The organism is Kumtagia ephedrae, from assembly GCF_003012745.1.
Taxonomy (GTDB): Bacteria; Pseudomonadota; Alphaproteobacteria; order Rhizobiales; family Rhizobiaceae; genus Kumtagia; species Kumtagia ephedrae.
This window is the reverse complement of the sequence record NZ_PXYK01000019.1, coordinates 76,355-90,181: the sequence shown is the minus strand read 5'-3', so window position 1 is coordinate 90,181 and position 13,827 is coordinate 76,355. Positions and strand designations below refer to the sequence as shown.

The window sequence follows — 13,827 nt, the reverse complement described above, 5'->3', positions numbered from 1 at the left end:
CTCGCCCCCACGCAGTGGGGGAGAGGTGGCGAGCCTGAAGGGCGAGACGGAGAGGGGCAGCAGTACGGCAGTCTGGATCGGGAACAAGCCGGTTGTCTACCGCACCACGAACGAGGTGATACCGAAGGCGATGGAACGCTGATCGGCGACGATCTCTTCGGCAAGGCGATCGAAATAGTCCTCGGCCGGCAGGCCGGGTCGTTCCGGCAAGGTGCGCAGCGGCCCGTCCGAGGCGATGGCGACGAGCAGCTGCACGGAGGAGACCGGGCCCGAGGTGAGCGTCATCGGCGCCCGGAAATTCGTCAGCGTGACGCGCTGGCCGAGATAGGAGCTGACGAGCTGCGCCTTGCCCTCGTCGTCGACGACGATGAGATAGAGCGTGTCCTTGCGCAGTCCCGAGATCACCCCGGAGAGCGCCTGGCCGCTGGCGATCGTCGTTTCGGCCAAAGTGAGCCGCAGCGGAAAATCGGGATATTGGGCGAGGCTGCGGGCGAATGACAGCGCGCTGCACTGGTCTCGCGAGACGGGGCGCAGGGTGGCCTTGAGCGGCCGACCCGACAGCCGGTGGTAGTCGGCGCCGAGCCGTTCGACGGTCTCCGGCCTTGCCGCATAGGCATCGACGGCGGCCTGCGTCGGCCCGATTCCGGCGGGCAGCGCCAGCAGGCAGTCGTCGCCGCGTCCGGCGAGGAAATCGGCGATGCGCGGCGGGCCCGGCCGGCGCGGCGCGGGGAGCATCTCGCGCAGAACGTCCGGACGCTGAGGCACAGGCGCGGCCATCGCGGTTTCGGTTGGCGCGGCTGGCGCAAGCACCGGCCGCGCCGCGCGTGCTGCCGGTGCCCGGGGTGCCGCGACGGTGGCCATCCCATTGGTCCGCATGGGCGCTGCCCGTAGAGCCACGGCAGCCGATTCTTGCGACCGGGCCGATGCCACGGCCGAGATGTCGGCGGCCGGTCTTGTGGCGGCGATCGTGGATGTGGCCGCCGACGGTTCAATGGCGGATGCCGTCTCGCGCATCGGCGAGGTGGCAGGGGGGGCCGAGGGCGATTGTGCCGGGGCAAGGCCTGCCGCGCCGCCGACCGCGACGGTCGGCGTCCTGGCCTCGATCGCCGCGACCGTTTCAGCCTCGGTCCGGCTCGCCGCCGAGCCGGCCGGAGGGAGCGAGGAGAGCGCCGTCGGCGCTTCCGGGCGGAGGGGTGCGGCCTGCGCTATTGGTGGGGCAGGTGTAGTGCTGGCCGCAACGGCCGCTGCCGTAGCCGGCGCGGCCGCAGCCGGGGCCGCGACCTTGTCCGGCTCCGCGACCGCCGAGGCTTGCCCGCTCGGCTTGACGGCTTCCGCTCGCGCGGACGGGGCAGACGTCCCGACCGTCTTGTCGTGCAACGCGGCTTCGGCGCGCGTCGCGGTCACGGGGGCCGCTGCCTTGCTGTTCGGGGCAGGGCGGGCCGCAATCGTGGTCGGCGCGGCGGCCGGCTGCAGCGCTCCGCCGTTCCCGCGGATCGGCGCCGCTCGGGCGGCAGCCACGACCGCCGCCTTTTCGCTCCGCGCCGCCCGTGCCGTGGTTCCTGCCGTAAGTGTGGCGATGTCGATCTCGGTGTGGACCGGCGCCGGCGTGTCGGGCAGCGGCATGACGTAGATCGCCGCGCCGATGGCGCCGTGCAGCGCCAGCGAGCCGGCGACGGCAATCAGCCAGAGGCCGGGAGCGGCGCTCATGGCGCCGCCGCCCTTCCCTCGGGCTCATGCAGCGTCACGATCTGCAGCGGCACGTCGTTCGCACGCAGCGCCTCGGCGATGGCGAGGAAGGGAGCGGCGGCCATGTCGCGCTGCGCCAGCAGGCTGAGCGCCGTGCCGGTTCGGCCCGTGGCCGCCAGCGCCTTGCGCGCCGCTTCGACCAGCCGGGCGCGGGGCACAGGTCGGCCGTCGAGCAGCAGCGTGCCGTCGGCTTCGAGCAGCAGAAGCGGGCGCGGCAGCCGCTCCAGCGGCAGGTCGCGCGTGACCGGAACGGTCGACTGCGCCTCCTGGCGGTTGCTCAGGCTGCCGGTGGTCAGGAAGAACAGCAGCAGCAGGAAGACGATGTTGATCATCGCCAGCGTGAAATCGTTATGCCGGCGCGGTGCCGGATCTGGGATGATCTTCACGGCGCGTCGCTCCGGCGGCCGAGCACGGTGACGTTGCCGAGCGCCGCCTGCCTGCTCGCCTCGAGCACGGTGACGACGTCCTGCACCGTCGCCGTCGTGGCCGGCATCAGCAGGATCGACGTGGCGCCCTGCGCCTTCAGCGCGGCGAAGGCGTCGCCCACCTCGGCCATCGCGATGCTGTCGCCGCCGATGGCGACGCGCCCCGCCAGGATGCGCACGGCGATCGGCGGCGCCGATCGGGTCTCCGGTGCGCCGGCGGCGGGGCCTTCCGCCGCCAGCGGCCCGAGCGGCAGCAGCGAGAACGGCACGATCTGCGACGACACCATGAAGAAGATGACGAGCAGGAAGATGACGTCGATCAGCGAGGTCAGCACGAAGGAGGGCCGCCGGCGCCGTAGCGGCCTGGGCAGGATGGCCCCCGGCTGCTCGGCCATCGCCTATCCTCCGGCGGCTGCCGGAACCGTCGCCGGCGACGGGGCGAAAGCCGGCCTTGCCGCCGGCGCGGCGGCGCCCTGCGTGACCGGGGCGATGCTGAACAGCACTTTCGCGATCGCCGCCTCCATGGAGGCGCGCTCATGGTCGACCCGCGCCTCGAACCACATGGAGGCGAAATAGGCGGGGATCGCCACCGACAGGCCCGCCGCGGTGGTGATCAGCGCCACCCAGATGCCGCCCGCCAGCGCCGACGGATCGATGGCGCCGCCCTTGGCGGAAAGCTCGCCGAAGGCCGAGATCATGCCGATCACCGTGCCGAGCAGGCCGAGCATCGGCGCGGCCTGCGCCACCGTCTCCAGGAAGCGCAGGTGCTTCGACAGCGTGTTGAGCTGGCTGAGCGCGATGTGCGCGGCGACCTCGCGCGCCCTGTCGCGGTCGGCCGGGTAGGCGAGCAGCGAGGCCATCGCCCCGGCCACCGCCGCAGAAGCCGGGGAGACGTCCGCATTGGCCCGGCGCAGCCCGTCGTCGAAGGCCCCGGCGGCCCAGCGTGCCAGCGCGTCGTCCGTCCCCTCGCTGCGTCCGACGCCGAGGCGGGCGAACTGCATGGTCTTGAACAGGAAGATCGTGCCGGCGGCGAGCGAGATGACGAAGAGCGCGACCAGCACCGGACCGCCGGAGGACGCGAGCTGTTCGGAAATCAGTCTGATCATCTGTGCGGCTCCCGGGCATCGCGCCGGCCGACCCGGCAGGTCACAGCCCGAACTCGATCTTGGCGCGCGTCGACGTGGTCAGCGTGTCGATGCACACATCCGACGCCTTGCCGTCGACCGTGCACTCGGCGATGTCGTTGACGAGCAGCCGGGTGATCGTTTCGCAGGGCTGGTCGGGCAGGTCGAACTGCACGACCTTGGTCTTGCCCGCGGGCAGCCGCCCGAACTGGAAGGTCAGCGACGTGCCGACCTTGCCGGACGCGTCAAAGGTGACGACGTCGTAGGACGTCTTCTCGAGCAGCAGGCCGCTCTCGTTGACCGCGACGAAGACGAGCCGGCAGGCGGCGTCGACGGTGGTGGCATCGTTCAGCTCGATCGAGATCGACTTCTCCTGGGCGGTGCCGGAAACCGTTCCGCCAAGGATCAGCGCCGCCGCAAGCAAGGCCGGCCGCCGGCTTCGCGCCATTGATCTTCCTCCGCCCGTAACGCGTTGGCGAAAGCCTATCCCTCTGCGAGATTTAGTCCAGCATCGATGCATGACTTCTCCTGCCGCCGTGAGTTGCATCCCGAGATTCATTCGCCGTGCCATGTGTTCCGGCCAAGTTTAGGCACGGCTTCGTATCGAAATGAAGTCGAGGTGATTGGAGAATGATGCAACGCCTTGTAGAATTGCAGTGATTTTGCTGTGAGGCGGGAAGGTGAGGCGGCCGGGATTTGCGAAGGTGATCTGGTTGGCGCCGCTGCTCGGCGCAGCCCTCGTCTTTTGCGCGGCCGGCCCGGCGCGCGCCGAGTTCACCGTCTGCAACCAGACGCTGGACGTCGTCAATCTCGCGGTCGGCCAGGAGATGCGCGAGCCGAGCGAGGCGTTCTGGCAGACCGAAGGCTGGTGGTCGGTCGGCGCAAACCAGTGCGTCAACGTCATCCGCGACGAGCTGGTCAACCGCTACATCTACGTCTACGCGATCGACGTCTTCGGCCAGCCGCTGCTCAGCGGCTCGACCTCCATGTGCGTCGGCACGCGCCGCTTCGTCATCCGCGGCGACAAGGACTGCTGGGTGCGCGGCCACAAGGCGGCGCCCTTCTACGAGGTCGACACGCAGCAGATGGAGCGCTGGACCCTGTTCCTGAGCACCGGCGGCCTGCAATGATCGCCTTGTCGAAGGATGCCGCAGGGGACAGTTTACTTTTTTCGGCCCGCGCGCCTTCTGAACTGCTGCCGCCTTTCTGCCGAAAGAAAGTAAACTGTCCCCGGCTCTTGCGCGGTCGCCGTCGTCCCATGCCGGTTTCCGGTTGTCGGGTCGGTACGCCCGCTCCGCCGGCCCCCGGCTAGCGGCCATGCACACCATCGACGCCAGCTTTCGGCAGAAGAAGGAGGCGGCCGCCGCGCGGCGCCGCAAGGCCAGGCTGCGCAGGATTGCCGGGGCCGCGGCCGCGCTGGCCGTTGCCGGCATCGGGCTCGGCTACTGGCTCACCGCCGACAAGTGGTCGATCGAGGGGCTGGACAACGACCTGGTCGAGGTCGACACCGGTGAGCGGGACGCCGACGTCCCGGTGTTCGTCCCGGCGATCGTCGACCTCGCCGGCGATCCGATGACGATCAGCATCGGCGGCGCCGGCTCGTCCTTCACGCCGCGCCTGCGCCAGGTGCCGCGTCCGGCCGACCTGCTTGAGCCCGGCGTGGCCGAGACGGTCGAGATACTGTCGGACGTGATGCTGAGCACCAGCGAGACGCTGATGACCACCATCCCGTCCAGCCCCGAGGATTTCGCCTTCTTCCAGGCACAGCGCACGGCGTATGTGCCGGACCCGGCCATCCCTCCGCCGGCTGACGCGGCCAGCCAAACGGACGCGCCGGATGTCGAGACCCCGGCGGACGAGACAGCCTTCGCCGATCCGGCCGCCGGCTGGGGCGAGACGATCGGCGAGGGCGAGGAGAGCCTGCCGGCGTTCAGGAAGACCCGCATCGAGAACAATACGTCCGTCGCCCTGGTCTGGCCGGAGCGCGAGCGTGCCGTCGCCGCGGAGGATTTCGTCGACAAGGTGCTGGGGCCGCGCACGCTGGACAGCCTGGCGCTGGAGCACCGCTTCGGCGCCGAGGACGGGAAGGCGGCCGGCGAAGCGATGAAGGCGCTGTTCGGCAAGGACCGGCTCGATGCGGGTTATGTCGTAGCCATGCGCGGCATCAAGGCGGACGTGAAGGCGACAAGCCTCACCCTGGTGCAGGTGTCGATCTATGCCGACGCGCAATATGTCGGCACGCTGGCGCGCGGCGACGACGGCCGCTTCGTCGCCGGCGTCGATCCCTGGGTGCGCGAGGACCTGCTCCACTACACCGGCTTCGAGCAACAGGCCGGGCCGCCGCGCCAGTACCGGCTGCTCGACGCGATCTATTCCACCGCGATCCGCAACGGCGTTCCGGCCGGCGTGATTGGAGAGGCGATCATGTTCCTGTCGCGCGGCCAGGACTTGAATGCCTTCGCTACCCATGGCGACCGCCTGGTCCTGATCTATTCGGCCAGCGCGCGCGGCGGCGACGGCTCGTCGGGCCGCGTGCTCTACGCCGCCGTGCGCGGTTCCCAGAAGAACATCGAATGCTTCGTCTTCCGACCCTCCGGCTCGAACGATTTCGCCTGCGTCACCGAGGAGGACCAGGTCTATTCGCTCACCGTCACCAACGGCATGGTGACGCCGGTGAACGGCGTGATGACGTCGACCTTCGGGCCACGCAAGCACCCGATCCTGAAGACGGTGCGCGTGCACAAGGGCGTCGACTGGGCGGCTCCCGTCGGCACGCCGGTCTATGCTGCCTTCGACGGCATGATCGCCTTCCATGGCGACGGCGCCGGCTACGGCAATGTCGTGCGCATCACCCATGAGGGCGGCCGCGAGACACGTTACGCGCATCTGTCGCGCTTCGCCCAGGACCTCAAGGCCGGCATGGCGGTCAAGGCCGGCGACATCATCGGCTATGTCGGCACCACGGGCCTGTCGACCGGGCCGCATCTGCATTTCGAGCTCTATGCCGGCGGCGATGCGATCAACCCCCTGGAGACGCCGGCGGTGGCGGTTGTCGCCGGCACCGGCGACGCGGCGGTCGAGCTTCTGGTCGACCGCATCATCCGGGTCGAGAGCGGCGGCAGCGCCACCGCCAAGAATCCGTTGTCCTCCGCCACCGGCCTCGGCCAGTTCATCGAAAGCACCTGGCTCAGGATGATGCGCACCTACCGGCCGGACCTGGCGCGCACGCTGTCGCGCGAGGAGCAGTTGCGGCTGCGCTTCGACCCGACTCTATCGCGCGAGATGGTGCGCCGGCTGGCGCAGGAAGGCGAAGCCTATCTGCGCGCCCGCGGCCACGAGATCACCGCCGGCCGGCTCTATCTCTGCCATTTCCTCGGCATGGAAGGCGCGAGCACCGTCCTCTCGGCCGGCGACGGCGAGGCGTTGGTCGCCGTGCTCGGCCAGCCGGTCATCTCGGCCAACCCGTTCCTGACCGGCAAGACCGTGAGCTATGTGAAGATGTGGGCGGAGGCCAAGATGCGCGGCCGCGGCGTCCCGGCGACGCCCGCTCCCCCTGTCGTCGAGACCAGGAACGTCGCCAAAACCTCGCCGGAGTTCATAGCCTACAAGGCGGCGATCAGCGCGCTCGTGACGGCCAGCGCCGATGCGGGAGAGCCGGGGTAGGGCAGGGCGCAGGCATGCCCTACCGCGGGCGGCCGCCTACTCCGCCACCTCCGCCCCGGCGCCGTTGCGCCGCAGCCACTGCATCACCGTTTCGGCCTCCGCCAGCGGCCTCGTGCCGGCGCAGCGCGTGGTCGAGAAGGCCGCCCGTCCCGCAGCCGCCTTCAGATAGATCACGTAGGATTCTCCACGCTTGAACGCGACGGCGCAGGTGGTGCGCGACGATACCCGAAGGCGGCGCGGGACACGTTTCTTCCAGGCCTTGCCGACGCTGAGGATCGCCACGCCGCCGCCCTTCACCAGGAAGTCGCCCTCGACGCCGACGACCCGGCCGACCACCACGGCGTCGGCCTGCCGGTAGGCGCCGGCCGGCGTGAACTCGCCGCAGCGGCAGGCGAGCGCGACGCCGGGAACAAACATCGTGGCCGTGGCGAGCGCCAGCGGCAGGAGCATCGTTCTGCTGGACATGTCTTTGCCCTCCGTCGCACCAGCTCAGCGCTGGCTCCTAACCGCCGATGGTCGGGTCATAGGGCGTCCACGGATCGTCCACCCCGGACCTCAGCTCGGAGCGCCGGCCGAGGCCGCATTCCAGCACGGCGCGTTCCGCGTCCTGCGAGCCACCGTCGCCCGAGGCGCCGTTCACATGGGCGAGCTCGTGGACGAGCGTGGCAAGCACCGTCCAGCGGCCGATGCGGAAGGACCGCGTGGTGATCGCGATCTCGCTGCCGCCGACCGCGTCGGTATAGCCGAAATCGTCGGAGGAGGCGTGGTAGTTCACCCAGATCGAGCGGTCGTTGAGCAGGTCGGTGAGGCTGCGGCCGCCGCTCAGCGAGCGGAAGTAGACGGCTGCGCTGGCAATGGTGCGGGCGATCCATTTGGCCTTGGTGCGCGCCCACTGCGCCTGGCCGCGCAATTCGCGCGGAATGGCGATGAAATCCGGCTCGGAGCTGATATGGTCTCCAATGTTCAACTGTATCGACATGACATCCCCGTTGCTGTGGCCTGCATGCGGACAGGACTGGCCTGCGCGGACCGCACCCGGCGGGCCGCGCCCAGACGCTTCCGTTCCGGAGCGGCGGGCCGCACCGGTCGGCATTTCGGAGTGGGATGACTTGCCCCGGCTCTATCCCTGGCTGGGTAGAGCCCTCACCCGACCTCGTAGGCGAACGCGCCGTCCTTGATGTCGACGGCGGCGCGTGAAATCTCCAGTTTCTCCATCGCGCGGTTGAGGAAATGCCGCGAGAGCTCGGGCAGCAACGTGTTGGTGATGATGTTGTCGATCATGCGCCCGCCCGAATCCGGGTCCTTGCACTGCGAGACGATATGCTCGACGACCGCGTCCGAGTAGGTGAAGGCGGCGTCGTGGTTCTCGGCGATCCGTCTTTTTATGCGGTCGAGTTGTAACCGGACGATGCCGCCGAGCATCTCGCCGGACAACGGGAAATACGGGATTGTAACAAGCCGCCCGAGCAGCGCCGGCGGAAACACCTGGAGCAGCGACGGGCGCAGCGCCTGGTTCAGCGTTTCCGGGTCCGGCCGCGTCCTGCCCTCCTCGGCCATCTTCATGATCACCTCGGTGCCGACATTGGAGGTGAGGATGATCAGCGTGTTCTTGAAGTCGATGCGCCGGCCTGTGCCATCCTCCATCTGGCCCTTGTCGAACACCTGGAAGAACAGCTCGTGCACGTCCGGATGCGCCTTCTCGACCTCGTCGAGCAGCACCACGCTATAGGGTTTTCGCCGCACCGCCTCGGTCAGCCGCCCGCCCTCGCCATAGCCGACATAGCCGGGCGGCGCGCCCTTCAACGCCGAGACCGTGTGCGCCTCCTGGAACTCGCTCATGTTGATGGTGATCATGTTCTGCTCGCCGCCATAGAGCGATTCCGCCAGCGCCAGCGCCGTCTCGGTCTTGCCGACGCCGGAGGGCCCGCACAGCATGAACACGCCGATCGGCTTGTTGGGATTGTCGAGCTTGGCGCGGTTGGTCTCGATGCGCTTGGCGATCATCTTCAGGCCGTGATCCTGCCCGACCACGCGCCGGCCCATGATCTCGGCAAGCTGCAGCACCGTCTCGACCTCGTCCTTGACCATGCGGCCGACCGGGATGCCGGTCCAGTCGGAGACCACGGAGGCGACCGCCGGCTCGTCGACATGCGCGTAGATCATGCGGCTGTCCGGGCCGATCCCGTCGAGTTCGGCGAGCTTGCCGCCCAGCTCCGCCTTCGCTCCGCCCGCCGCGATGATCCCGCCGCCGGTGTCGGTGCCTCCGGATGGAATCGAGGCGGGTGCCGTCTCGGCATTGTCGTTGGCGGAGGCCGCGGACGCATCAGCGGCGCCCTCCGGCGCGGGCGAAACCGCAATCGCCTTCCGCAGCGCCATGATCTCGCCGACGATCGCCTTCTCCCGCGCGAAATCGGCTTCCAGCGCCGCCAGCTTCTCCTCGGTATCCTTGATCTCCGATTTGAGCTCGGCGATGCGCTCGTCGTCGGTTCGGCCGAGCTCGCTCTCGCGCTCCTGCGCTGCGAGCGCCCGGCGTTTCGCCTCGATCGCCGCCTTCAGGTCGGCGACCGCCGCCGGCGTCGTCGACTGGCTGATGGCGACCCGCGCGCAGGCCGTGTCGAGCAGGCTCACCGCCTTGTCGGGAAGCTGGCGCGCCGGGATGTAGCGCGCCGACAGCGCCACCGCCGCCTCCACCGCCGCATCGGAGATGCGCACGCCGTGGTGCTTCTCCATCGGCGCGAGGATGCCGCGCAGCATGGTGGCGCATTTGTCGATCGAAGGCTCGTCGACATTGACCGGCTGGAAGCGCCGGGTCAGCGCCGGATCCTTCTCGAAATACTGCCGGTATTCGGCCCAGGTGGTGGCGCCGATGGTCCTCAGCGTGCCGCGGGCCAGCGCCGGCTTCAGCAGGTTGGCGGCGTCGCCGGTGCCTTGCGCGCCGCCGGCGCCGATCAGCGTATGCGCCTCGTCGATGAACAGGATGATAGGCGCCGGCGAGGCCTGCACCTCGTCGATGACCGAGCGCAGGCGCTGCTCGAACTCGCCCTTCATCGAGGCGCCGGCCTGCATCAGGCCGATGTCGAGCGCGCACAGCCGCACCCCCTCGAGCTGCGGTGGCACGTCGCCGTCGGCGAGCCGCTGGGCAAACCCTTCCACCACCGCCGTCTTGCCGACGCCCGCCTCGCCGGTGAGGATCGGGTTGTTCTGGCGCCGCCGCATCAGCACGTCGATGATCTGGCGGATCTCGTCGTCGCGGCCGACCACCGGGTCCATCTTGCCGGAGGCGGCCGCCGCCGTCATGTCGACGGAGAAGCGGTCGAGCGCCGTTGTGCCGCGCGCCACCGGCGTGTCGCCCGCCGCCGCTCCCACCGGCCGCGCCGTCAGCCCGGAGCCGTCCATCGGCCGAAGATTCTCCTCGTCCGACTGCGCCCAGATGCGGCGCGCCTCGGCCGCGAGCATGTCGGCGTTGATCTGGGCGAGCTGCTTCGACAGTTGCTGCAGCGCGCGGCGCAGCTCCAGCGACTTGCAGGCGGCGAGCAGCAGGTGGCCGGTGCGGATCTGCGTCTCGCCGAAATAAAGGGTGGCGTAGTGCCAGCCGCGGTCGAGCACGTCGGTTATCTGGTTGGCGATGCCCGGCATCTCGGTCTCGTTCTTGCGCAGCCCGGCGACGGCGTCGGCGATGTCCTTGTGCAGCTTCGCCCGGTCGAGCTTGTAATGGTCGGCGGTGAGCGAAATGTCGGAGCGGTCGTTTGCCAGGATGTGCTGCAGCCAGTGGGCGAGCTCGACATTGCGGTTGCCGGCGCCCTTGGCCTGGCGCAGCGCCTGCATGAAGGCGTCGTAGCCGACGCGGTTGAGCTTTCCGGTCACCGTTTCGAGGCTGATGTCGCTCATGGCGTCCTCCCGGCCTGGTTCCTGGCGGCGGCATCGCGCCGCCGCTCCATCGGATCGAAGCGCGCATCGCGCAGGTAGGTCTTTCCCGGCTCGTCCGGTTTCATCGGCGCCATCCAGGACGTCCAGCCGAGCTCGCCCGACACGCCGAGCCTGACCGGCGGCGCCAGCTCGGCGGCCAGTCCCAGCTCCACGTCGAAGTCGAAGCGGTGGCCGAGATAGTGGAAGATCAGGTCGGCGAGGATCTCCGAGAGGTCGCCGGCCGGCAGCAGCCGGCGGTACTGATCGAGGCTTTTTGCGGTGATGCGCAGACGGATCTTGTCGTTGATGGAATAGGCGCGCACGCCGAGCGCCGCATCGACGCCCAGGCCGGAATGGCGGGCGCCGAGCGCCATCTGGTCGGACGGCTCGAACACCAGCCAGCTCCCGACCCGCTCCTCGATCTCCGCCACGACCTGAAGGATGCCTTCGATCAGTTGCCGCAGCCGCACCGCGCTCTTGATCCGCGACCCGGTCAGGCCGGCGAAGGAGACCTTGGCGACGTCGGCGACGCGGTCGCGGTCGAGGAAGGCGTCCGATCCCGTTCCGGTGAAGGCGCCGACATAGCGGATGAAGCGGTCGGCATCCGGACGGTCGGCCTGGGCGATCGGCCGGGCGTCCGCCCAGGCGCGGAAGAACAGCTGCAGGAAACGGTTGGCGAAGATGTCGGTGAAGTGGACGAAGGAGGGATCGTGCTGCGACGACCAGTGCTGGGCGTCGGCCGTGGTGCTGAGCGGCAGCGCGCCCTGCGGGCCGAAATAGCCGAGGAAGCGCGTCCTGATGCGCGCCCGCCCGGAAACGTCCTCGTAGCCGGTGAGGTTGGAACCCGGGAAGTCGAGGAACGGGTCCTGGCCGAGGCTGACGATCTCCTCCGCCAGCACGCTGTTCTCGCCGATGCGCGGCTTGTCCGGAGCCGAGCGCTCCAGCTCGCGCAGGGCGGCGAAGAAGTCGAAGCCGTGGGGGTCGGCGCGCAGGCCGTCGCGGTAGCTCATAGCGGCTCGCCGTTGCCGGCGCGCGGCGGCCAGCGCTTGACGATGCCGCGCTGCGCCGATTCGATCACCGTCTCGGTAAAGCTGTTGATCGAGGTGTATTCGGCGAAGAAGCGGTCGAGCGCCGCGCCCAGCAGCATGATGCCGTTGCCCTCGAAGGCGCGCTCGTCGAACCTGACGGTGATCTCGACGCCACGCGCCGCGTTGAAGCCGTTGGCCTGCCGCAGCCGCCTTATGATCGGCCGGCTCGACACGCCGAGGATGCCGCGGATGCGCCGCTCGGTGACGACGTCGGAGAGGTCGGCGAACAGGCCGAGCAGTTCGCGCAACCCGCCGGCGCGGTCCTGCGGATTGCGGTCGGTGAGGCCGAGATGGTTGAGCGCCAGCAGGTTGACCAGCCTCCAGGCGATCGTGCCGGGCGGCGTGCCGCCGCGCTGCCGCCGCTCCAGCGTGAGCACGGATTCGCGCGGTGCCGTCGGGCCGGCGAGGCATCTGAGCGGCAGCGACGTGTTGTCGACGAGATGGAAATCGGTGCCTGCCTCGCCCACCGGCAGCTGCTCGGTGAGATGGCGGTTGGAGACGAGCGCCCGCACGCTCAGCTCGCGCACCCGCTCCGTCTCGTCGATGTCGACGGGTTCGCGCAGCGACAGGAACACTTCCGAGCCGACATAGCCGGTGCGCGCCCCGACCCGCTGCTCCTGGATGGTCTCGCGCCGCGGCAGCCGCCGCACCGTGTAGGATAAGGCCTCGCCGAGCGGCGTGTTGTCGGTCGGCAGGCTGTAGAGCGGAAACACGCGCACCTTGTCGCTGCTGCCGCTGTAGTGGGCGAAGACGTCGAGCACGCTGCAGATTTCGTAGTCCAGCCAGTGGCTCCGGTCGGCGACCACATGGTGCTCCGCCTCGTTGCGGCGGATCGGCACGCGGCTGCACTGCATCTCGAACAGGTTGGCGATGGTGGCGCTGTAGAGGGAGAAGCTCTGCGGCCGCACTACTGAGGCCAGCCGCGGCACCGCCGCGTCGAATTCGAACAACAGGTCGAACGCAATCGCCCTGACCTGCGCGAGCGCCCGGCGCAGCCCTTCGAGCCGGAAGCCGAGGAAGTGCTGCGGGAAGGCGAAGAAGTCGCGCAGCAGCGAAAATCCCTGGAAGACCCGGCCGTTCTGGCCGAACAGCGAATCGTCCGCCTCGAAGCCGATCTGGCGCAGCGCCTCCGGCGGCAGCGGCACGAAATGCGGGTCGCCGAACTCGTCGAGATAGCGCAGCGTGATCCGCCGGCAGTTGGCGAAGAGCTGCTCGTAGAGGGCTACCGCATCGACCGCGGTGCCGACCAGGCGGATCGGCAGCGCGTCGAGCGAAAGCTCGCTCACCGGCGCGCCCGGCGGGGCGACGCCCGGCTTGTCGTCCTCCAGCTTGGTGGTCCTGCAGCGGAAGCCGAGCCGCAGCCCGGCCGTGACGCCCGGCAGGATCTCCAGCCCGAGCGCCTGCAGCGGCGGGGGTGCCGCGAAATACTGCGCCGCCTCCAGGTGCAGCGGCCAGATCGCAAGCGGATTGCACAGGCGGAAGCGGCAGGAGATCCGTTTCTGCTGCTCGACATAGACGGCGTCGACGGCGGAGCCCGCGTCGAAGCGGATGCCGTTCCGGAGATTGGCATCGTCGAAGGACGGCGAGACCTCGACCAGCGCTGCCGACGGGATCGGCGCCAGATAGTCCGGCAGCACCTGGTCGAGCAGCGCCGAGGTGAATTCGGAGAATTCGCTCCTGATCTTGAGTTGGACGCGCGCCGCCATGAAGGCGGCGCCCTCCAGCAGGCCGGCGATGCCGGGGTCCATCTTGTCCTCGATAAGCCCGCCGAGCCGGCGCGCCACGCCGGGATATTCCTCGGCGAACTGGCGCGACTTCTCGTAGAGCTGCTTCAACTCCAGCTGATAGAGGTCGAGGAAGTCACGGTTCATGGCC

At 69.4% G+C, this 13,827-nt stretch carries 12 protein-coding genes; 2 read left to right on the top strand and 10 right to left on the bottom strand.

The window, feature by feature from the left end; translation table 11 throughout:
- Nucleotides 1–96: 96 nt before the first annotated feature.
- Genes C7I84_RS19250 through C7I84_RS19230 form a run of 5 tightly spaced genes read right to left on the bottom strand, consistent with a single transcriptional unit; the run spans nt 97 to nt 3,743 of the window.
- Nucleotides 97–1,707 carry a hypothetical protein gene (locus C7I84_RS19250; protein ID WP_106773840.1) on the bottom strand — a complete coding sequence of 537 codons (1,611 nt, stop codon included), beginning with the start codon at nt 1,705–1,707 and terminating at the stop codon, nt 97–99.
- Nucleotides 1,704–2,132 (bottom strand): biopolymer transporter ExbD, encoded by a 429-nt coding sequence (locus C7I84_RS19245; protein WP_106773839.1) that lies wholly within the window; start codon nt 2,130–2,132, stop codon nt 1,704–1,706. Before C7I84_RS19245 ends, C7I84_RS19250 begins: the two co-directional genes overlap by 4 nt.
- On the bottom strand, nt 2,129–2,566 hold the full coding sequence (locus C7I84_RS19240) for an ExbD/TolR family protein (RefSeq protein ID WP_106773838.1): 438 nt from the start codon (nt 2,564–2,566) through the stop codon (nt 2,129–2,131). Before C7I84_RS19240 ends, C7I84_RS19245 begins: the two co-directional genes overlap by 4 nt.
- 3 nt (nt 2,567–2,569) lie before the next feature.
- Nucleotides 2,570–3,277: a MotA/TolQ/ExbB proton channel family protein gene (locus tag C7I84_RS19235; RefSeq protein ID WP_106773837.1), complete on the bottom strand. Its 708-nt coding sequence runs from the start codon at nt 3,275–3,277 to the stop codon at nt 2,570–2,572.
- 40 nt (nt 3,278–3,317) lie between these two features.
- Complete coding sequence (locus tag C7I84_RS19230) at nt 3,318–3,743, bottom strand: hypothetical protein (RefSeq protein WP_106773836.1); 426 nt, start codon at nt 3,741–3,743, stop codon at nt 3,318–3,320.
- A 256-nt stretch (nt 3,744–3,999) separates the two neighbouring features.
- Between C7I84_RS19230 and C7I84_RS19225 the strand changes: the two genes are divergently transcribed.
- Nucleotides 4,000–4,425 carry a DUF1036 domain-containing protein gene (locus tag C7I84_RS19225; protein WP_245428500.1) on the top strand — a complete coding sequence of 142 codons (426 nt, stop codon included), beginning with the start codon at nt 4,000–4,002 and terminating at the stop codon, nt 4,423–4,425.
- A gap of 187 nt (nt 4,426–4,612) precedes the next feature.
- On the top strand, nt 4,613–6,958 hold the full coding sequence (locus C7I84_RS19220) for a peptidoglycan DD-metalloendopeptidase family protein (protein ID WP_106773835.1): 2,346 nt from the start codon (nt 4,613–4,615) through the stop codon (nt 6,956–6,958).
- Between the two features lie 36 nt (nt 6,959–6,994).
- Here the strand turns inward: C7I84_RS19220 and C7I84_RS19215 are convergent, their stop codons facing one another.
- The 5 genes from C7I84_RS19215 to tssF form a co-directional block, all read right to left on the bottom strand.
- On the bottom strand, nt 6,995–7,423 hold the full coding sequence (locus C7I84_RS19215) for a hypothetical protein (RefSeq protein ID WP_106773834.1): 429 nt from the start codon (nt 7,421–7,423) through the stop codon (nt 6,995–6,997).
- A 37-nt stretch (nt 7,424–7,460) separates the two neighbouring features.
- Complete coding sequence (locus C7I84_RS19210; RefSeq protein ID WP_106773833.1) at nt 7,461–7,937, bottom strand: hypothetical protein; 477 nt, start codon at nt 7,935–7,937, stop codon at nt 7,461–7,463.
- A 164-nt stretch (nt 7,938–8,101) separates the two neighbouring features.
- Complete coding sequence (gene tssH, locus C7I84_RS19205) at nt 8,102–10,846, bottom strand: type VI secretion system ATPase TssH (RefSeq protein ID WP_106773832.1); 2,745 nt, start codon at nt 10,844–10,846, stop codon at nt 8,102–8,104.
- The gene (gene tssG / locus C7I84_RS19200) at nt 10,843–11,874 is read right to left on the bottom strand and encodes a type VI secretion system baseplate subunit TssG (protein ID WP_106773831.1); all 1,032 of its coding nucleotides are present in this window, start codon (nt 11,872–11,874) and stop codon (nt 10,843–10,845) included. Before tssG ends, tssH begins: the two co-directional genes overlap by 4 nt.
- Complete coding sequence (gene tssF / locus C7I84_RS19195; RefSeq protein WP_106773830.1) at nt 11,871–13,823, bottom strand: type VI secretion system baseplate subunit TssF; 1,953 nt, start codon at nt 13,821–13,823, stop codon at nt 11,871–11,873. Before tssF ends, tssG begins: the two co-directional genes overlap by 4 nt.
- Nucleotides 13,824–13,827: the final 4 nt, after the last annotated feature.